This is a genomic window from Pseudomonas kribbensis (assembly GCF_003352185.1).
Lineage (GTDB): Bacteria > Pseudomonadota > Gammaproteobacteria > Pseudomonadales > Pseudomonadaceae > Aquipseudomonas > Aquipseudomonas kribbensis.
Window position 1 is genome coordinate 5,762,633 of sequence record NZ_CP029608.1, and the last position, 20,685, is coordinate 5,783,317.

18 protein-coding genes are annotated in these 20,685 nt (G+C 61.5%); 12 read left to right on the top strand and 6 right to left on the bottom strand.

Annotation, left to right across the window (positions count from 1 at the left end):
- The first annotated feature begins 106 nt into the window (after positions 1-106).
- Together DLD99_RS26435 and rarD are read left to right on the top strand one after the other, a co-directional pair.
- Entirely contained in the window at positions 107-1,081 is a 975-nt protein-coding gene (locus tag DLD99_RS26435; RefSeq protein ID WP_114885942.1) for a serine/threonine protein kinase, read from the top strand.
- 66 nt (positions 1,082-1,147) lie between these two features.
- The gene (gene rarD / locus DLD99_RS26440) at positions 1,148-2,035 is read left to right on the top strand and encodes an EamA family transporter RarD (RefSeq protein WP_114885944.1); all 888 of its coding nucleotides are present in this window, start codon (positions 1,148-1,150) and stop codon (positions 2,033-2,035) included.
- Positions 2,036-2,258: 223 nt separating this feature from the next.
- Here the strand turns inward: rarD and DLD99_RS26445 are convergent, their stop codons facing one another.
- Complete coding sequence (locus tag DLD99_RS26445) at positions 2,259-2,777, bottom strand: glycine cleavage system transcriptional repressor (RefSeq protein WP_011336250.1); 519 nt, start codon at positions 2,775-2,777, stop codon at positions 2,259-2,261.
- 476 nt (positions 2,778-3,253) lie between these two features.
- Between DLD99_RS26445 and DLD99_RS26450 the strand changes: the two genes are divergently transcribed.
- Positions 3,254-5,431 (top strand): malate synthase G, encoded by a 2,178-nt coding sequence (locus DLD99_RS26450; RefSeq protein ID WP_114885946.1) that lies wholly within the window; start codon positions 3,254-3,256, stop codon positions 5,429-5,431.
- 69 nt (positions 5,432-5,500) lie between these two features.
- Here DLD99_RS26450 and DLD99_RS26455 read toward each other — a convergent pair whose 3' ends face one another.
- Entirely contained in the window at positions 5,501-5,947 is a 447-nt protein-coding gene (locus DLD99_RS26455) for a response regulator (protein ID WP_114885948.1), read from the bottom strand.
- Positions 5,948-6,201: 254 nt separating this feature from the next.
- Here DLD99_RS26455 and DLD99_RS26460 point away from each other — a divergent pair, with 254 nt between their 5' ends.
- From DLD99_RS26460 to DLD99_RS26495, 8 genes are all read left to right on the top strand, one after another.
- Positions 6,202-8,142 (top strand): putative nucleotidyltransferase substrate binding domain-containing protein, encoded by a 1,941-nt coding sequence (locus tag DLD99_RS26460; protein ID WP_114885950.1) that lies wholly within the window; start codon positions 6,202-6,204, stop codon positions 8,140-8,142.
- Entirely contained in the window at positions 8,139-8,846 is a 708-nt protein-coding gene (locus tag DLD99_RS26465; protein ID WP_114885952.1) for a 3'-5' exonuclease, read from the top strand. Before DLD99_RS26460 ends, DLD99_RS26465 begins: the two co-directional genes overlap by 4 nt.
- 111 nt (positions 8,847-8,957) lie before the next feature.
- Positions 8,958-9,476 (top strand): RNA polymerase sigma factor, encoded by a 519-nt coding sequence (locus DLD99_RS26470; protein WP_114885954.1) that lies wholly within the window; start codon positions 8,958-8,960, stop codon positions 9,474-9,476.
- Positions 9,473-10,444, top strand: a complete 972-nt coding sequence (locus DLD99_RS26475) for a FecR family protein (protein WP_114885956.1) — start codon at positions 9,473-9,475, stop codon at positions 10,442-10,444. The genes DLD99_RS26470 and DLD99_RS26475 overlap by 4 nt, the downstream gene beginning before the upstream one ends.
- A 163-nt stretch (positions 10,445-10,607) precedes the next feature.
- Entirely contained in the window at positions 10,608-13,034 is a 2,427-nt protein-coding gene (locus DLD99_RS26480; RefSeq protein ID WP_114885958.1) for a TonB-dependent siderophore receptor, read from the top strand.
- Between the two features lie 74 nt (positions 13,035-13,108).
- Positions 13,109-14,239 (top strand): PepSY-associated TM helix domain-containing protein, encoded by a 1,131-nt coding sequence (locus tag DLD99_RS26485; protein ID WP_114885959.1) that lies wholly within the window; start codon positions 13,109-13,111, stop codon positions 14,237-14,239.
- A complete protein-coding gene (locus tag DLD99_RS26490) occupies positions 14,236-14,415 on the top strand; it encodes a hypothetical protein (RefSeq protein WP_065259090.1) in 180 nt (59 codons plus the stop codon). Before DLD99_RS26485 ends, DLD99_RS26490 begins: the two co-directional genes overlap by 4 nt.
- 176 nt (positions 14,416-14,591) lie before the next feature.
- Complete coding sequence (locus DLD99_RS26495; protein ID WP_114885960.1) at positions 14,592-15,221, top strand: glutathione S-transferase; 630 nt, start codon at positions 14,592-14,594, stop codon at positions 15,219-15,221.
- An 87-nt stretch (positions 15,222-15,308) separates the two neighbouring features.
- On the opposite strand, the gene creD is transcribed toward DLD99_RS26495, so the two are convergent.
- Entirely contained in the window at positions 15,309-16,679 is a 1,371-nt protein-coding gene (gene creD / locus DLD99_RS26500) for a cell envelope integrity protein CreD (protein ID WP_114885961.1), read from the bottom strand.
- 165 nt (positions 16,680-16,844) lie between these two features.
- Between creD and DLD99_RS26505 the strand changes: the two genes are divergently transcribed.
- A complete protein-coding gene (locus DLD99_RS26505; RefSeq protein WP_114885962.1) occupies positions 16,845-17,855 on the top strand; it encodes an acyltransferase family protein in 1,011 nt (336 codons plus the stop codon).
- A 24-nt stretch (positions 17,856-17,879) separates the two neighbouring features.
- On the opposite strand, the gene creC is transcribed toward DLD99_RS26505, so the two are convergent.
- From creC to rloA2, 3 genes are all read right to left on the bottom strand, one after another.
- Positions 17,880-19,298, bottom strand: a complete 1,419-nt coding sequence (gene creC / locus DLD99_RS26510; protein WP_114885963.1) for a two-component system sensor histidine kinase CreC — start codon at positions 19,296-19,298, stop codon at positions 17,880-17,882.
- Positions 19,298-19,978: a two-component system response regulator CreB gene (creB, locus tag DLD99_RS26515; protein WP_114885964.1), complete on the bottom strand. Its 681-nt coding sequence runs from the start codon at positions 19,976-19,978 to the stop codon at positions 19,298-19,300. Before creB ends, creC begins: the two co-directional genes overlap by 1 nt.
- Before the next feature lie 73 nt (positions 19,979-20,051).
- The gene (gene rloA2, locus DLD99_RS26520) at positions 20,052-20,558 is read right to left on the bottom strand and encodes a retropepsin-like aspartic peptidase RloA2 (protein WP_085709168.1); all 507 of its coding nucleotides are present in this window, start codon (positions 20,556-20,558) and stop codon (positions 20,052-20,054) included.
- Positions 20,559-20,685 lie beyond the last annotated feature (127 nt).

The window sequence follows — 20,685 nt, forward strand, 5'->3', positions numbered from 1 at the left end:
CTCTGATCGTTCCCGTGCCCTGCACGGGAACGATCCCACTCAAGACAGCCCGTCTGCGCTACCATGCTGGGCCGGACGCGGCAGCCTGCCGCGCGCAGGAGTCAGCATGGCCCACCCGTTTGAAACCCTCACCCCAGACCTCGTGCTCGATGCCGTCGAAAGCATCGGTTTTCTGAGCGACGCGCGCATTCTGGCGCTCAACAGTTACGAAAACCGCGTCTATCAGGTCGGCATCGAAGACTCCGAACCGCTGATCGCCAAGTTCTATCGCCCGCAGCGCTGGACCAACGAAGCGATTCTCGAAGAACACCAGTTCACCTTCGAACTGGCCGACGTCGAGATCCCGGTGGTGGCGCCACTGGTCCACAACGGCCAGACCCTGCACGAACACGCCGGTTTCCGTTTCACCCTGTTTCCCCGTCGCGGTGGCCGGGCGCCGGAGCCGGGCAATCTCGATCAGTTGTATCGCCTCGGCCAGTTGCTCGGGCGCATGCACGCAGTCGGTGGGACCAAACCGTTCGAGCACCGCGAAGCGCTGGCCGTGCAGAACTTCGGCCATGCGTCGCTGAGCACTTTGCTGGAAGGCAACTTCATTCCGAAAAGCCTGCTGCCGGCCTACGAGTCCGTCGCCCGCGACCTGCTCAAGCGCGTGGAAGATGTCTATGCCGCCACGCCGCACCAGAACATTCGCATGCACGGCGACTGCCACCCCGGCAACATGATGTGCCGCGACGAGATGTTCCACATCGTCGACCTCGACGACTGCCGCATGGGCCCGGCGGTACAGGACATCTGGATGATGCTCGCCGGCGACCGTCAGGATTGTCTCGGACAGCTGTCGGAATTGATGGACGGCTACAACGAATTCCACGATTTCGACCCGCGGGAGCTGGCGCTGATCGAACCGCTGCGCGCCCTGCGCCTGATGCACTACAGCGCCTGGCTGGCCCGACGCTGGGACGATCCGGCGTTTCCTCGCAGTTTTCCGTGGTTCGGCAGCGAACGGTATTGGGGCGATCAGGTGCTGGCGTTGCGTGAGCAACTGGCGGCGTTGAATGAAGAGCCGTTGAAGCTTTTCTGACACGACACGTCTATACAACTGCCCGTACAATCGCTGCTTTGTTAGCTGCCTAAGCAAGGACTCTGCATGCAAGCCGCCAACCCGCGTCGCGGGTACATTCTGGGCCTGAGTGCCTACATCATCTGGGGACTGTTCCCGCTCTACTTCAAAGCCATCGCCGAAGTCCCGGCGGTGGAAATCATCATCCACCGGGTGCTGTGGTCGGCGCTGTTCGGCGGGCTGTTGTTGCTGGTCTGGAAGCATCCGGGCTGGTGGCAGGAGCTGCGCGACAACCCGAAACGCCTGGCGATTCTGGCGCTGAGCGGCACCTTGATCGCGGCCAACTGGCTGACCTACGTCTGGTCGGTAAATAACGGCCGGATGCTGGAAGCGAGCCTCGGTTACTACATCAACCCGCTGGTGAACGTGTTGCTGGGCATGCTGATCCTCGGCGAACGACTGCGCCGCATGCAGTGGCTGGCGGTCGGACTGGCGGCGGTCGGCGTTGCGCAGCAGGTGTGGCAGGTTGGCAGTCTGCCGTGGGTATCGCTGGTGCTGGCACTGACCTTCGGTTTCTACGGGCTGATCCGCAAGCAGGCGCCGGTCAAGGCACTGCCGGGGCTGGTGGTGGAAACCTGGATGCTGGTGCCGATCGCCCTCGCGTGGCTGCTGTTCAATCCGACCGCCACCAGCGCACAGGCCGCGTTCTGGACTACTTCAGAAGCCTGGTGGCTAGTGGCGGCCGGTCCGGTGACGCTGGTGCCGCTGGTGTGCTTCAACGCCGCCGCCCGGCACCTGCCTTACACCACCCTCGGTTTCCTGCAATACCTGGCGCCGACCCTGGTGCTGCTGCAAGCCGTGCTGCTGTTCGGCGAGCATTTGTCGTCCAGCACGCTGATCGCCTTCATGTTTATCTGGGCTGGTCTGGCGGTGTACAGCGTCGATGCGTGGATAAGTCTGCGTCGGCGCAGCTGATCAAAAAACGCACAAACCTCCACAGGCCACGGTTCTCGTGGCCTGTATCGTTCCTTCCCAAGGTTATCCACAGCGTGATCCCCGCCGTTTGTGCGCAAGTCACTGAATGCTGGCGGTTTTTTGATCGATCCACGCGAAGCCACGGCGGACGTGGCCTGGAAGGCAGTCTCTACAGGTTATCCACAGGCAGGTGCACGTTTAAACTGGATAACCCGATACGTCCTCACAAGTCGGTGCGCAGCACCAATTCCACCATCAAGTCATCGGCCAGGGTTTCCAGGCGCGATTGCAGCACATCCAGTGAAAGAGTCAGGGGCACCGCCAGAATCGCCTCGGCGTGGAACAGCGGCTCGCTGCTCATCGGCGCCGGGCGCACCTCGGTCACCAGCCGTTCGAGGTTCACGCCCTGCTCGCTCAGCAACCGGGTGATGTCGCGCACGATGCCCGGACGATCATTACCCACCAGTTCCATGGCAATCGGTTTCCAGGTGCAGGCCTGCTCGATGCCGCTTTCGGCCACCAGCACGCGAATGCCCTGCGCCGACAGCGCTTGTAAGGCATCGACTAATTCGTCGTAAGCCTCCGCCGGCACACCGACTCGCAGAATCCCGGCGAACTGCCCGGCCATTCGCGACATGCGGCTTTCCAGCCAGTTGCCGCCGTGTTCGGCGATGCATTGGGCGATGCGCTCGACCTGCCCGGGCTTGTCCGGCGCGAAGACGGTGAGTACGAGGTGATCCATGGCGCAGCCCTCTTGTCATGACTTTTGTTATAGAAAAGCAAGTATAGGCAAGCCGGCCGGCACTGCCGTGATGACGGCAAACGAGGGGCCGTAGCAGACACATAGTATTTATGTGTACAACTTTTGATATTTAGCTGGAACAATCCATTGGTTTTTTGAGAACATCCCGTTCCGCGCCGTGACCGCAATGCGTCATGGGGTCGCAGAACGACGTAATTAGTCTGATTTTCACAACCGCAAGTCATCATGTAGTATGCCGCAGCGCGCACTACATAACGTTGGATCGATGTCTGCCCAAGGCACGTTCGCAACCCTGAAAGCCCCGTCAGCAAGGCCCCCAAGCCGTTGATTGGTCCCAGCCCAGCCGCCAGCGATGGCATGTACTGGTCGAGGGGTTTGTGGTTTAAATGGCCAGAGGCTTCATTGTTAAATTGAAGAGCTGAAAAGCGAAATAGCTGAGCAGAGTGAGGCAAGCAATGACTGAACACGTTCAAGTCGGTGGCCTGCAGGTCGCCAAAGTCCTGTTCGACTTCGTGAACAACGAAGCCATTCCCGGTACCGGCCTCACCGCCGAAAAATTCTGGGAAGGTGCCGACAAGGTCATTCACGACCTGGCGCCGAAGAACAAAGCCCTACTCGCCAAACGCGATGACTTCCAGGCCCGTATCGATGGCTGGCACCAGACCCGTGCCGGTCAGCCCCACGACGCCGTGGCCTACAAAGCCTTCCTGCAAGAGATCGGTTATCTGCTGCCAGAAGCGGCTGATTTCCAGGCAACGACGCAAAACGTCGATGACGAAATCGCCCGTACCGCCGGCCCGCAACTCGTGGTTCCGGTGATGAACGCCCGCTTCGCCCTCAACGCCTCGAACGCCCGCTGGGGCTCGCTGTACGACGCCCTGTATGGCACCGACGCCATCAGCGAAGCCGGCGGCGCGGAAAAAGGCAAAGGCTACAACAAAGTGCGTGGCGACAAAGTCATCGCCTTCGCCCGTGCATTCCTCGACGAAGCGGCGCCACTGGCGGCCGGCTCCCACGTCGATTCCACCGGTTACAAGATTGCTGACGGCAAACTGGTCGTCACCCTCAAGGGCGGCAGCAACAGCGGCCTGCGCAACGATGCACAACTGATCGGCTTCCAGGGCGATGCGTCGGCACCGATCGCGATCCTGCTGAAGAACAACGGTCTGCATTTCGAAATCCAGATCGACGCCAGCACCCCGGTCGGCCAGACCGACGCCGCCGGCGTCAAAGACATCCTGATGGAAGCGGCGCTGACCACAATCATGGACTGCGAAGACTCTGTGGCTGCCGTCGATGCCGACGACAAAGTGGTGATCTACCGCAACTGGCTGGGCCTGATGAAGGGCGACCTGGCGGAATCCGTTTCCAAGGGCGGCCAGACCTTCACCCGTACCATGAACCCGGATCGCACCTACACCAAGGTCGACGGCAGCGAACTGACCCTGCACGGACGCTCGCTGCTGTTCGTGCGTAACGTCGGTCACCTGATGACCATCGACGCGATCCTCGACAAGCACGGCAACGAAGTGCCGGAAGGCATCCTCGACGGTCTGGTGACTTGCCTCGCGGCGATGCACAACCTGAGCGGCAACACTTCGCGCAAGAACACCCGCACCGGTTCCGTCTACATCGTTAAACCGAAGATGCACGGCCCGGAAGAAGCGGCGTTCACCAACGAACTGTTCGGTCGCATCGAAGACGTGCTGGGCCTCAAGCGCAACACCCTGAAAGTCGGGATCATGGATGAGGAACGCCGTACCACGGTCAACCTCAAGGCCTGCATCCAGGCGGCCAGCGAGCGCGTGGTGTTCATCAACACCGGCTTCCTCGACCGCACCGGCGACGAAATCCACACCTCCATGGAAGCCGGGCCGATGGTGCGCAAGGCCGACATGAAGGCTGAAAAGTGGATCGGTGCCTACGAGAACTGGAACGTCGATATCGGTCTGAGCACCGGCCTGCAAGGTCGTGCACAAATCGGTAAAGGCATGTGGGCGATGCCCGACCTGATGGCGGCGATGCTCGAACAGAAAATCGCTCACCCGCTGGCCGGTGCCAACACCGCCTGGGTTCCATCGCCGACGGCTGCCGCACTGCACGCGCTGCACTACCACAAGGTCGACGTGTTCGCCCGTCAGGCCGAGCTGGCCAAACGTGCCCGCGCTTCGGTCGATGACATCCTGACCATCCCGCTGGCAGTCAACCCGAACTGGACGCCGGAACAGATCAAGAACGAACTGGACAACAACGCCCAGGGCATTCTCGGTTACGTGGTGCGCTGGATCGACCAGGGCGTGGGCTGTTCGAAAGTGCCGGACATCAACGACGTCGGCCTGATGGAAGACCGTGCAACGCTGCGTATCTCCAGCCAGCACATCGCCAACTGGCTGCGCCACGGCATCGTGACCGAAGCGCAAGTGATGGAAAGCCTCAAGCGCATGGCGCCGGTGGTTGACCGTCAGAACGCCAACGACCCGCTGTACCGTCCGCTGGCGCCGAACTTCGACAGCAACATCGCCTTCCAGGCGGCGGTCGAACTGGTGATCGAAGGCACCAAGCAGCCGAACGGCTACACCGAGCCGGTCCTGCACCGTCGTCGTCGCGAGTTCAAGGCTGCGAACGGCCTGTAACCTGCGCGGATGCCGGACATGAAAAAGCCCTGATCTTTTGATCAGGGCTTTTTTGTTTGTGTCGGAAAACTAGGGCTCGATCCCCAACTCATGCTTGACCAGTCCAAGCAATTTGGCGGTATCAATCGGCTTCAGCAAAAAGTCCACCACGCTCAAATGCATCGCCGCAATCGCATCCTTCACGTCCGCATCGCCCGAGACGATGATGATCGGCATCGCCGCCCTTGCCGACTCTCGCACCTGACGAATCAGGTCCAGCCCGTCGACATGGCCCATCCGCAGATCGGTGATCACCAGGCCGATTGAAGGTTTTTCCTCGATCATCTTCAGCGCGGACTCGCCGCTGGCCGCGGTCATGCAACGAATGCCATCCAGCCCGAGGATCTCCGACAACAACTCGCGGGCATCCTTGTCGTCGTCGACGATCAGCACCCGCTGCGGCGGCAGATCGGGTTCCAGCATGACGGCGCTGAGCGCTTCCCGCTCGGCGTCGCTCAAAATATCGTGGTCGGACATGGCGTTCTCTACGTTTTCAAAATCGATCCCCTGGCACAGTGGTCAGACATCGCTGGGCAGAGCTTCAATGTGCACTTCGTCGGATTTTTTTCCAAGGGGCGAACCCGAGAATTTCCGACTGTTTGTGTAGGGCATATCCGAAAACTACCCAACGGCATGCCAAACCTAGACTTACGTCCAATGGGCACCCTGCGCGCCGGGGTCGACCATGGCTGCAACGATCCAATAACAACAATTCGAAAAAGACTGCGGTAATGGTTATGAGTAAAGCGGACGCCTTCACCCAGGCAGGGAAAACCGCGGTGTTGCAGAACATTCAGGGCACATTGCAATTCCTCCAGCGCTTCCCCCCTTTCAATCAGATGGAACACGCCCACCTGGCCTATCTGGTGGAGCAATGCCAGCTGCGCTTTTACGGTCAGGGCGAGAGCATCATCAAACCCGCCGACGGGCCGGTCGAACACTTCTACATCGTCAAGCAAGGCCGGGTGGTCGGCGAGCGTCCGCACACGGCCAAGGGCGGCACCGAAACCACCTTTGAAATCACCACTGGCGAGTGTTTCCCCCTCGCCGCGCTGCTTGGCGAACGGGCGACCCGCACCGAACACCTGGCCGGCGAAGACACCTTCTGCCTGCAACTGAACAAATTGGCGTTCATCAAGCTGTTCGCCCTCTCCAACACCTTCCGCGACTTCGCCCTGCGCGGGGTCAGCAGCCTGCTTGATCAGGTCAACCAGCAGGTCCAGCAGAAAGCCGTGGAAACCCTCGGCACCCAGTATTCGCTGAACACCCGCCTCGGCGAATTGGCCATGCGCCATCCGGTAACCTGCAGCCCGACCACGCCGTTGCGCGAAGCGGTGAAGCTGATGCATGAGCAACAGGTCGGCAGCATCGTCGCGGTGGATGAACACAAGGCGCCGCTGGGGATTTTCACCCTGCGCGACCTGCGTCATGTGGTGGCTGAAGGTGTCGGCGATTTCAACGAACCCATCGAACGCCACATGACGCCCTCGCCGTTCTATCTGTCGCCAGATCACAGCGCCTTCGACGCAGCGATTGCCATGACCGAGCGGCACATCGCCCACGTCTGCCTGGTCAAGGATCAGCGATTGTGCGGCGTGGTTTCCGAGCGCGATCTGTTTTCGCTGCAACGGGTCGATCTGGTGCATCTGGCGCGGACCATCCGCAGCGCCCAGCGGGTTGAACAACTGGTGACCCTGCGCGGCGAGATCGGCCAACTGGTGGAGCGCATGCTCGCTCACGGTGCCTCCTCGACACAGATCACCCACATCATCACCCTGCTCAACGATCACACCGTGTGCCGGGTGATCGAGCTGACCCTCGCCGAGAAAGGCGACCCCGGTGTGCCGTTCAGCTGGTTGTGCTTCGGCAGCGAAGGCCGGCGCGAGCAGACCCTGCACACCGATCAGGACAACGGCATTCTGTTCGAAGCCCGGGATGCGGCCCATGCGGCGGAGATTCGCGGCAAGCTGTTGCCCATCGCCCAGCAGATCAATAACAGCCTGGCGCAGTGCGGCTTCACCCTGTGCAAGGGCAACGTCATGGCCGGCAATCCGCAGCTGTGTTTGTCCCGCGCCGAATGGGCCCGGCGCTTCGCCGCGTTCATCCGCGAAGCGACGCCGGAAAACCTGCTGGGCTCAAGCATCTATTTCGACCTGCGGGTGGTCTGGGGCGATGAACAAGGTTGCGAGCAATTGCGCCGGGGGATTCTCGATCAGGTCGGCGACAATCGTTTGTTCCAACGGATGATGGCCGAAAACGCCCTGCGCAACCGTCCGCCGGTGGGACGTTTCCGTGAGTTCGTACTGACGAAAAAGAACGGCGAGAAAGCCACGCTGGACCTGAAGATCCAGGGCCTGACCCCGTTTGTCGATGGCGCACGCCTGCTGGCACTGGCCAACGGCATCGATGCGAACAACACCCTCGAACGTTTCCGCCAGTTGGTCGATAAAGAAGTCATCGAGCGACTGGATGGCGCCGCTTACGAAGAGGCCTATCACTTCATCCAGCAGACGCGCATGCAACAGCATCAACTGCAGACCCGGGAAAACCTGCCGTATTCGAACCGTGTCGATCCCGACAGCCTCAATCATCTGGACCGGCGCATCCTGCGTGAATCCCTGCGCCAGGCCCAACGCCTGCAAAGCAGCCTGACCCTGCGGTATCAGCTATGAGCCTGTTCTCGTGGCTGCGTCCGGCCAGTCCCGTTCTGCCGGACGATCTGCGACAACGCCTGACGCAACTGCCGGCAATCGGCGAACTGAGCGAGTGCAGTCTGCGCGAACAGCGCTGGGTGGTGCTGGATCTGGAAACCACCGGGCTCAACCTGAACAAGGATCGGGTGCTGTCGATCGGCGCGGTGGTGATCGAAGACGGTGCCATCGACTTCAGCCAGCAGTTCGAACGCACGCTGCAATGTCGTGAACTCAAGGTCAGCCCCAGCGTGTTGATTCATGGGCTGGGGCCGAACGCGATTGCCGCCGGCAGCGAGCCGGCCGAGGCATTGCTCGAGCTGCTGGAGTTCATTGGCGACAGTCCGGTGCTGGCATTCCACGCACCGTTCGATCAACACATGCTGGGCCGGGCGGTGAAGGAACATCTGGGGCACAAGTTGCAGCAGGTGTTTCTGGATGTCGCCGACATTGCACCGCTGGTTTGCCCTCAGGCGCACATTCGCGAAGCGGGTCTGGACGAGTGGATCAACTGGTTCAAGCTCGAAGTGTTCGAGCGTCACCATGCCAGCGCCGACGCACTGGCCACAGCGGAACTGGCGTTGATTCTGTTCAGCCGGGCACGGCAGCAGCAGATTCACAGCCCATTGAATCTGCAACAACGCCTGAGCCAGTGGAAGCGCCGCCAGCAGACACATTCGTTCTGAACCCCGGGTTGTCGCCCGACAACCCGACCGGTGGCCAATTGCTAACCATTCCCACCTCTGCCACAATCGCGAACAATTCTCGTTGGTTAACATTTCCCAGTCGGTGCCTTCGTGTCGTCAGCCCAAAGCCCTCACAGTGAGCTCGTCGGTGCGTTGTATCGCGACCATCGCGGCTGGCTGCTGGCCTGGCTGCGGCGCAACGTGGCTTGTCCGCAACGCGCCGAAGACCTGAGTCAGGACACCTTCGTGCGCCTGCTCGGTCGCGAGGAACTGCTGACACCCCGCGAACCCCGGGCGTTTCTGGTGGCGATCGCCAAAGGCCTGCTGTTCGACTACTTCCGTCGCGCCGCACTGGAGCAGGCCTATCTCGCCGAACTGATGCTGATCCCCGAAGGCGAGCAGCCGTCGGTCGAAGAACAGCAACTGATTCTCGAAGACCTCAAAGCCATCGACCGAATGCTCGGCCAGCTCTCGACCAAGGCCCGCGCTGCGTTCCTCTATAACCGTCTCGATGGCCTGACCCATGCCGAGATCGCCGACAAACTCGGCGTGTCGGTGCCGCGGGTGCGCCAGTATCTGGCCCAGGGTATCCGCCAGTGCTACATCGCCCTGTACGGTGAGCCGACATGAACCCCGCCAGTTCCAGACCGGTGCCGGCCCATGTGCTGGACGCGGCAATTGCCTGGCAATTGACCCTCGATTCCAGCACGCCACTGGAGCGCGAAGAGTTCGCCAAATGGCACGCGGCCAACGAAGAACACGCTCGCGCCTGGCGGCAGTTGGGCATGCTCGACCAGCGTTTCAGCGTGGCCAGCGGTCCGGCCCGCGCCGCGTTGCTGCAATCGCGCGAAGGCATTCGCCGGCGTGTGCGCAAGCTTGGCAGTGGTCTGGCCAGTGTTGTCGCGGTGATCGGCCTGTCGCTGTTTGCCGCAGAACACTATCTGCCGCTGGATTACTGGCTCGCCGACCAGCGCACCGCTACTGGTGAGCAACGCACCGTGCGGCTGGCGGACGGCACCGTGGTCAATCTCAACACCCACAGCGCCATGGATGTACGGTTCGATGACAAGCAGCGGTTGGTGGTGTTGCAGGAAGGCGAAATCCTCATCGAGACCGGTCATGGCGATGCGCGACCGTTCATCGTCGAAACCCGCGAAGGCCGCATGCGTGCGCTGGGCACGCGGTTTCTGGTCAAGCGCGAAGAACAGGGAACGCGCCTGAGCGTGCTGCAATCGGCCGTCGCGGCGCATCCGCAATCCGATCCGCAGGAACAGATCCTGCGTGAAGGTCAGCAAGTGCTGATCCGCAATACCGGTCTGGATTCGGTGGTGGCGCTCAACCCCGGCGCCGATGCCTGGATCCGCGGCATGCTGGTGGTGGACAACGCGCGTCTGGAAGACCTGGTGCATGAGCTTGGCCGCTATCGTCGCGGCCACCTGGGCATTGCGCCGGAAGTCGCCGACCTGCGCATCACCGGCAGCTTCCCGCTGCACGATACCGACAAAGCGTTGAGCGCCCTGCTCCCGACCCTGCCGGTGCAGATCGAGCAGCACACGCCGTGGTGGGTCACCGTGGCCAAGGCCGATCCGAAGCCCTGACACACCGCGTCGCCTGCTCACCCCCCCATGAAAACGGACTTTCAGCTGACTTCAGCCGCCATGCCGTCCGTTAATCGAAATTATTTTCATCCAGCCCTATCACTTTTCGAATCTCGTCCGGCACACAGGCAATTGAGAAATATTTCCATTCAGGAGCCGCCGTATGTCCCGTTCGCTAGACACCTTGTTGCGCCCCAGTTTGCTGGCGGTCGCCATTGCCCTCTGCACCCCGCTGGCCAGCAGCCAGTTGATCGCCGCTGAACAGGCGTCGAGCGTCCGCGCCTACAATCTGCCGGCCGCGCCGCTGTCCACCACCCTGAACCAGATCGCCAGCCAGGGCGGTCTCACGCTGTCGCTGAATCCGTCGCTGGCAGCCGGCAAGACCTCGGCACCGGTCAACGGCCAATATGACGCGGCAGGCGCGCTGAGCGCTGCCCTGCGTGGCACCGGCCTGCAACTGGAGCAGAGCGGCACCGGTACTTACACCCTGATCGCAGTGCCGGAAGGCGTGATGGCCCTGCCGGAAACTTCGGTGATCGGTGTGGAAAACACTGAAAGCGCTTGGGGCCCGGTCGAAGGCTACACCGCCACCCGCACCGCCGCCGGCACCAAGACCGACACCGCGCTGGTCGAAGCGCCGCGTTCGATCTCCGTCGCCACCCGCCAGCAGATGGACGACCGCAGCGTGCACAGCCTCGATGACGCCGTGCGCTACATGCCGGGCATCACCGCCAGCAGCTATGGCAGCGACACCCGCGCCGACTGGCTGCGCGTGCGTGGCTTCGAACCGACTCAGTTCCTCGATGGCCTGCCGCTGCCAAAAGGCGTGTACGCCAACCCGAAACAGGAAACCTGGAACCTCGACCGCCTCGCCCTGCTGCGCGGCCCGGCCTCGTCGGTTTACGGCCAGACCCCGCCGGGCGGCCTGCTGGACATGGTCAGCCGTCGCCCGAGCGATGTGCAGAGCAGCGAAATCCAGCTGCAATACGGCAGCGACAACCACCGTCAGATCAACTTCGCCAGCACCGGCAAGATCGACGACGCCGGCCAGTTCCTCTACGGCCTCAGCGGCGTGGTACGTGACAGCGGCACGCAGGTCGATCACGTCGACAACAAGCGCTACAACATCGCGCCGAGCCTGACCTGGAACATCGACGACGACACCAAATTCACCCTATTGACCCAGTTCACCCGCGACGATACCGGCATCACCAGCCAGTTCCTGCCGGTGCAGGGCACCAAGATCGACATGCCGTTCGGCAAGGTTTCCCATCACAAGAACCTCGGCGATCCGGACTGGGAATATTACGACCGCACTTACTACGCGCTCGGTTATGCCTTCGAACATCGCCTGAACGATGTGTGGCAGTTCAAGCAGAACCTGCGCTACACCAAATCGGAGCTGTCGTTCCAGAGCCTGACCCCGGGTTCGTATCCGTACACCCAGGTGGACAACGCCGGCAACGTCGGCCGCACCAGCACCAGTGTCAATGAGGACATCAGCCAGTTCGCCGTGGACAACAACTTCCAGGCCGACTTTGCCACCGGCGACATCCGCCACACCCTGTTGCTGGGTCTGGATCACCAGCGCAGCAACAACAACTACACCTCGATCTTCGGTGACGGCCTGACCACCAACGTGCTCAACCCGATCTACGGCCAGCCGATCGTGCGTCCGGCGCGCTCCACCGCCTTCTACGACTATGAGCAGAAGACCAACCAGACCGGCCTGTACGTGCAGGACCAGATGGCCCTCGACCAATGGCGCCTGACCCTCGGCGGTCGTGAAGACTGGGTGCACACCGGTACGAAGTTCATCAACAAGGCCGACGCGACCAACACCGACCGCGACAAGGCCTTCAGCGGCAACGCGGCACTGAGCTACGTGTTCGACTCGGGTTTCGTACCGTACATTTCCTACGCCGAATCCTTCCAGCCCACCAGTGGCGCCGACGCCTCCTCCACGGAATCGCTCAAGCCGACCGAAGGCAAGCAGTGGGAACTGGGCATCAAGTACCAGCCGCCCGGCAGCAAGACCCTGCTGTCCGCCGCCGTGTATGACCTGACCCAGAAAAACGTTTCGGTAAGCTCCTTCGTCAACGGCGTATCGATCACCAGCCAGACCGGCGAAGTAAAAGTCAAAGGCCTGGAGCTGGAAGCCACCTCCGATGTCACCGAAAACCTGAAAGTCATCGCGGCCTACACCCTGGCTAAGTCCGAAGTGCAGAACGGCGTCGACAAGGGCAACCGCCTGCAACTGATGCCGAACCAGCAAGCCTCGCTGTGGACCGACTACACCTGGCACAGCGGCGTGCTCGACGGCTTCGGCATCGGCGGCGGTGTGCGCTACACCGGCAACACCTACGGCGACAAGGCCAACACCTGGCTGGGCAAGGCCGACGCCTACACCGTGTTCGATGCCAGCGTGCATTACGACCTCGGTCGCCTGGACAACAGCTTGAAGGGCGCATCGCTGGCACTCAACGCCACCAACCTGTTCGACAAGGACTACATTTCCACCTGCGACAGCTTCTACTGCTACTACGGCGACCAGCGCAGCGTCGTCGCCAGTGCCACCTACAAGTGGTAATTGCTTGAGCTGAAACAGGCCCTGCAACCAGGCCGTCCCTCGTGGACGGCTTTGGTGTTTTTGAAGGTCATGAAATGAAAAGTAAAACAATCCGTCGCTGGTCGTTCATCCACACCTGGACCAGCCTGATCTGCACCGTGTTTTTGCTGCTGCTGGCCCTGACCGGCCTGCCGCTGATTTTCCATCATGAGATCGAGCATCTGCTCGGTGACGCACCGGTGGTGCGCGAGATGCCGGCCGACACGCCGCACCTGAATCTGGCGCAACTGGTACAAGCCGCCGAGGCCCATCGCCCCGGTGAAGTCGTGCAGTATTTCGGTTTCGAAGACGACGAGCCGAACACCGTGCTGACGATCATGGCGAAGACCGCCGGCACCGAGCCGAATTCCTCGCACACCTTCATGCTCGACGCGCGCACCGGCGAAGCCCTGGAAACACCGTCGGCCAATGGTGGCCTGATGCTGTTCATCCTGCGCCTGCACGTCGACATGTTTGCCGGTCTGCCGGGCAAGTTGCTGCTGGCGTTCATGGGTGTGCTGTTCGTGGTCGCCATCGTGTCCGGAACGGTGTTGTACCTGCCGTTCATGCGCCGTCTCGATTTCGGCACCGTGCGCCGAGACAAATCCACCCGCCTGCGCTGGCTCGACCTGCACAACCTGATCGGCGTGGTGACCCTGACCTGGGCGCTGGTGGTGGGTGTCACGGGAGTGATCAGCGCCTGTGCCGACCTGATCATCGCAGCCTGGCGCAACGATTCGCTCAACGCCATGATCGCGCCCTACCGCGATGCCCCGCCTCTGACTCACCTCGCCCCGGCCACCCGCCTGCTGGATATCGCCGGCGAAGTCGCGCCGGGGATGAAACCGGACTTCATCGCCTTTCCCGGCACGCGGTTTTCCAGCGAGCACCATTACTCGGTGTTCATGAAGGGCGGCACCCACCTGACCTCGCACTTGCTGACGCCGGTGCTGATCGACGCCAGCACCCTGCAAGTCACGGCGGTCGCCGAGCGGCCGTGGTACATGGACGCCATGGGCATGTCGCAGCCGCTGCACTTTGGCGACTACGGCGGCATGCCGATGAAAATCCTCTGGGCCACGCTGGACGTGCTGACCATCATCGTCCTCGGCAGCGGCGTGTACTTGTGGGTGGTGCGACGTAAAGCGGCGAAGCCGGTGATGGAAACCGCGGAGGCTTCAGCATGAAACCGCGTCAGTCGAATTTCTGGAAAGTCTTCAGTACACCGCTGGTGATCGCGTTGCTCAGTGCGGCGGGGCTGTTCGCCGCGCTGCTGGGCGACGGGATCTGGGACGGCTTGAGCTGGATCGGTCTGGGTGTGCCGGCCGCACTCGCCTTGCGCGGTCTGCTGTGGCGAAGCTGAAAAACCTGTGGGAGCGAGCCTGCTCGCGATAACGTCTGTTCATTCACAATCCAGGCGACTGAGAGTCCGCTATCGTCGGAACGCCGCCCGGAGCAAGCTCGCTCCCACAAAAGGCTTGAGCCAAGTCGCTGACAGGCTATGCTGCCCGTTCATTGCCCTTGACCGAGACCCTGCCGATGTCCGCTCCCAGCATGACCCTGTTCCACAACACCCTGTCCCCGTTCGTGCGCAAAGTCATGGTGCTGCTGCACGAGACCGGCCAGCAGGATCGCGTCGCCCTGCAGGACTGCGTCCTGACACCGGTCAGCCCCAACGCCGCGCTGAACGAAGACAACCCGCTGGGCAAGATCCCGGCCCTGCGCCTGGCCGACGGCAACGTCATCCATGACAGCCGGGTGATCCTCGACTATCTCGACCACCAGCATGTCGGCAATCCACTGATCCCTCGCGACGGCTCGGCCCGCTGGCGGCGCCTGACCCTGGCCTCGATGGCCGACGGGATCATGGATGCCTCGGTGATGGTGCGTTACGAGCAAGTGCTGCGCGCCCCGGAGAAGCACTGGGACGAGTGGCTCGAGGCCCAGCGCGACAAGATCCGCCGCACCCTGGCGCTGCTGGAGCACGACGCCATTGCCGAACTGACCAGCCACTTCGACGTTGCCGCGATCAGCGTGGCCTGCGCATTGGGTTATCTGGATCTGCGCTTCCCGGATCTGGGCTGGCGTGAAGCCAACCCGCAACTGGCCAACTGGTTCTTTGAAGTGAGCCAGCGCCCTTCGATGATTGCGACCATGCCAAAGATTTGAAGCTCGGGGCGGGAGGCAGTGACGCAAAGATCAGCGTCATCAATACCTCCGCCTCCCGCTGTTCCTCACGCAACCCCACAAACCGGCTCATTGCACCGCTCCGAGATCAAACTCCAGGGGCTTGGCCGGTTTCTGCCCGATGCCGTACCAGTCCAGATTCCGGGTCAGCACCATGAACACACCCAGCAGGCCGAACAGCAGCAGCGAGCCCATCAGCAGCGCGTAATCCTCGGCGCTCAGCAAGCCGTAGAGCAGGCCATACAACGCCGCCAGCCCCGCGGAAAAACTCAGGCCGTGACGCACACTGCGCAACACATGGCAGACATAAAAACCGATCAACAGCACACAACCACTGGCCGACAGCAGATACGCCAGGGCAAACCCGATGTGTTCCGACAGCGACAGCAGCAACAGGTAGAAGAACGCCAGTGCCACACCCACCAACGCGTATTGCACCGGGTGCACCGCCAGGCTTTTCAGCACTTCGAACAGGAAGAAACCGGCAAACGTCAGGACGATGAACAGCAGCGCATATTTGATCGCCCTGTCACTTTTCAGGTACTGATCCACCGGATCGATGAAACTCACCCCGAAACTGCGCCCGTTGAATGCCTCGCAATCATTGCCCGACGCGCAGCGGTTCATGGCCTCTTGCAGGTTGGTGGAGAAAAACGAGGTCTGCCAATCGGCGGTGAAGCCCTGATCGGTGACTTCACGTTTGGCCGGCAGGAAGTTGCCGATGAAGCTCGGATGCGGCCAGTTGGCGGCCAGGTTCACGCGGCTGGTCTTGCCCACCGGCAGCACCTGCAACGAGCCGGTGCCCTGCAAGCGCAGGTCGAAACCGAAGGCCAGTTCCGTGGCCTGAGTTGTATCGAGTGCCGGCAACGTCGCCCGAACACCTTCGCCGAGCCAGCCCACCTGCGTGCCGGGCACGAAGTCCAGGCGTTGCGAGCCGAGCTCCAGTTTCAGGGCATTTTCGATCCCGCGAATGTCGCTGATACCGATCGCCAGAAACGGTGCATCGAAGTGGTAATCGGTGAAATCCTCGGTAATTCCCAACTGCGCCGGCAGCGAGAAATGCCCGCTGATGCGGTTTTCTGCATGGAACAACCGCGCCTCGTAGATGCCACGGGAACGCAGCTCGGTCTGCACCTGGCCGTCGAGTTCGAAGCGCTCCGGCAGGAAGTACAGGCGACCCCGTTCTTCGCTGAGCTCCAGATATTGCTCGCCGTTTTTTTCCCGGGTCTTCCAGGTGCGTATCACTTTGCGGTACGGCACCACCATCACCGGACCGCTGATCTGCTGGCTGTAGCTTGAGCTGCGGGCGATGTCTTCAAGCACACCGTCGCGCCGTTGCTGGCGATCGTCGATGATGCCATCGATCATCAGCAGCGGAATCAGCAACAGCAGGATCAGCAGGGCAATCGCCCCCAGTTTGAATGTCAGATTTCGGTTCATCGGAACGCTCCCTTTTTGGAATGGAGCGAGTCTGCGAACGCTGTGTGGGTTTGTGATGGAGGTTTTGTGGGCTTTGTGTGGAAATACCTGTAAAACGCCTTTTCCGACATCAAGTGCAGGACCACTTCGCGCCATAAGGGCAAGGTTCGAACAAGGATTATTCAATTGCGAAACAACTCATTCGACGTGATCAGGCATTTTGCCGCGCTGATGGTGTTGATCAGTCACCACTTCGCACTTTCGGGCCAGGAAGAACCAGGCATCGCCGGCTACAACTCATTGGGCGGCATCGCCGTCATCGCCTTCTTCTCGATCTCCGGCCTCCTGATCACCCACAGTTTCCTCAATGCCGGCAGCGTCACCGACTACTTGGCCAAACGTGTCGCGAGGATTTTCCCGGCGTTGATCGCCTGCGCCTTCATCATGACGTTTGTGGCGGGGGGGATATTTGCGCAGGGTTACATCACAGGCCCTTCGGCGCTGATCGATTTTCTGCGCATCTCTTTGTTCGGCCACGCGGCAATCGACGAAATCACCCATGGCTTTATCTTCAGCGAGTCGTTCAATGGCAGCCTGTGGACGCTGAAGATCGAATTCGCCTTTTATCTGCTGGTGGCGGCCGCCCTGAGTCTGTACCGCCATGCTGCGACAGCCGGAGCAATGCTTGTAGCGTTCTGCATTGCGACCTGTGTGCTGGGCAATGCTCCCGCTACGGCGCTGACGCAGAAACTGGCCGTTTACGGCGGTGCCGGTATCGCCTTTTTTGCCGGATCGCTCCTGGCTTTCTACAAGCAATACCTGAGCGCCAGACATCGATTGGCGATGACGCTGGTGGCCTGTCTCGGCCTGATTCCGTTTGCAACGGGAACGCCGGTTGCCGGCGTCGTCATCACGCTGTGCATTTGCCTGGCGACGCTGAGCCTGGGCCTGCTGTATGTCGATCACACCATCCGGGGCCGGTTCGATCTGTCATACGGGATCTACCTGTATGCGTTTCCCGTGCAGCAGTTGGTGATCAACAAGACGTCGCTGACATTCGTGCCGTCCATGATCGTGTCGGCGCTGATCGTGATCGTATTGGCCGCGGCCTCCTGGATCTGGATTGAACGACCGGCGTTGCAGTGGGTGCACCGTCGCAGCAAGGCCCGAACCAATCAGGTGATGACGCCGTCCTGAGCAGAAGGCGGCTCGCTCGTGTGTTCACGGCAGGTGCAATTGCACCTGCACGCCACCTTCAAGGTTGTCGATGCGCAGAGAACCACCGTGCAACTTGACTACTTCTTCGACGAAATTAAGCCCGAGCCCGGTGCTTTTACGACCGCTGTCCGGGCGCGGCAATGAGTAAAACCGTTCGGTCAGACGCGCCAGCGCGTAATCGGGAATCGGCGCCGCTTCGTTGAACAGCCGAAACTCGATCTGTTCGCCAACCCGCTCGGCGTCAAATCGCAACACTCCCCGTTGCGGCGTGAAATCCAGGGCGTTCTCCAGAAGATTGCCCAGGGCCTGACGCAGCAGAAACGGCTCGCCGATCAACGACAGGTCGGCCGCGATGGTGCACTCGATTCGCAGCTGTTTACCCTCAATGCGTGCGGCCTGTGCCTGCAACACTTCGTCGACCAGCGCCGCGAGCGGCACGACGACGCGCTCCTCGAGCGCCTGACGCTGCTCCACCTGAGCCAGATCGAGCAGCCGTTCGATCAACTGCTGCATGCGCGCACTTTCGCTGTCGATGTTGCCGACGAAACGCTGGCGTTGCGCCAATGGCATTTCGCTTTGCAGCAATTCGGCAGCACCGCGAATCGCCGCCAGCGGACTCTTCAATTCATGGGTCAAGGTGTGGACGTAACGTTCGACATAGGCCTTGCCTTCAAGCTGGGTACGCATCTGTTCCACGGCGCTCGCCAGTTGTTCCAGCTCGCCACCGCGATAGTGCGGCACTCCCACCCGGCGCCCCTCGCTCACGGCCTGAGCGTAACCGGTCAGACGGTGCAGCGCGCGGCTCAACCACCACGACAGTAACGCACCGAACAGCAGACCCAGCGCGATCAACCCGGCGCCATAAGCCAGCAAGCGGCGCTCGGTACGGTCGACATAGGGTTGCAGCGAGCTGTTGGGCTTGGCCACGGTGACCACGCCGATGATCCGGCCATCGTCGCGGATCGGCGCACCGACGTGCATGACCGATGAGTTTGGATCATTCGGGTCGCTGCGGCTGGAGCGCGCGCCGTATTCGCCGCGCAGGGTCAGGTAGACGTCATTCCAGCGCGAGTAGTCCTGGCCCACCGCGAGGCCGCTGGAATCCAGTACCACGATGCCCTTGGCGTCGGTGACATAGATACGGTGGTTGACCTGGTTTTTCGGCAGGCCCCAGATCGTCGCTTTCGGCTGGCGCTCGCCATAGGCACGAAGCAGTTCAGGCCAGCGATTCTCGCTGAGGGTGCCGGCCTTGAAATCGTCCTTGAGGATTTCCGCCATCAGGTTGGCGGTATCGACCAGAGTTTCCTCGGTGGACTGACGCACGCCGGGGCGAATTTCCTCCATTACGGTGTTGAGCACGAAATAACCGGTGAGGCCGACAAACAGCACGTACACCAGGAAAATCCGCAGCCCCAGTGACATCAGCTGTGCCCCGGGCTGTAGCTGTATCCGAGGCCGCGATGGGTCTGGATCGGTTCGGCCTCGGCGCGAATCAGGCGCAACTTGGCGCGCACACTCTTGATGTGGCTGTCGATGCTGCGCTCGTAGCCGGCGTCGGCTGCCACCCCCAGCGCATCGAGCAGTTGCTCGCGACTGAACACCCGCTCGGGTTGTTCGAGCAGGCATTGCAACAAACGGAATTCGTGACGGGTCAGGCTCAACGCCTGGCCGCGATAGCTGATCTGCACACGCTCGGGATCGATGCGAAACACCCCCGACCAGGCTTCGGCCGCTGGGCGCGGTGCCATGCGCTTGAGAATCGCCCGGACCCGCGCCGCCACTTCCCTTGGGCTGAACGGCTTGACCACGTAATCGTCGGCGCCGATTTCCAGGCCCACCACCCGGTCGATCTCGGCATCCCGGGCACTGAGAAACAGCACCGGCACTTCGCTGAACCGGCGCAGTTGCTTGCAGGTTTCGAAGCCGCTGATATCCGGCAGGCCGATGTCGAGGATGATCAGGTCCGCCGGTGTCTGGCGCTGATGCTCCAGCGCTTGCGCGCCGAGGCTCAGCCAGGTCGTGGTGAAGCCCTCGCCCTGCAAGGCAAAAATCAGCGTGTCGGCAATCGCCGCTTCGTCTTCGACAATCAGGATATGAGGCATGGCGTCCGAGCCTGTGGATTAAGTGCGCGAACGGTGCCCCAAGCCTGACGTTACGTCAATGAGACCACTTGTTTCAGCAGTCCGGTTTATCCGCCGTGAAACGCCGTGCCGGGTTTACCGCCGCACCGAACTCACGCAAGGCCTTGGCGCCGATCAGCAGCGGGTAGTTGAAATGGCTGCGGTCGGTCAGGTTGACCTCGACGGTGCGCTTGACGTTACCCAGGCACAGCTCCAGGTCTACCACCGGACGCTTGGCAACTTCCGTGGTGTCACGATCCTCGTCGTCCTCGTCGGAGCGGCTCTTGATCTTGCTGATCCGTGCGATCTTGTGTTCGAACACCTTGTTGCTGGCGTCCTTGGTGGCGAGGCGGAAGCGCACCCAGTCTTCACCGTCGCGGGTGAAGGTCTCGATGTCCTTGGCCGACAGCGAGGCGGTCAGCGCACCGGTGTCCATTTTCGCCTTGAGCACTTGCCCGCCGATTTCCGGCAGCGCGATGTATTCGTAGCGCCCGTACAGGGTCGGCTCGGCGGCCAGCACCGGCAGGGCAACGAGGGAAAGCAATGCAAGGAGGGATTTCACGTAATGGGCTTCCTTGGGAAATGGGGGCGTCTGACGCGAGATTTTAGACCGCTGTTCGCTTGATCGTTCCCGCAAGGCTAACGCGCCAAAGGTGAAACATTCGTAACCCATGATTTGGCCTGTCGCC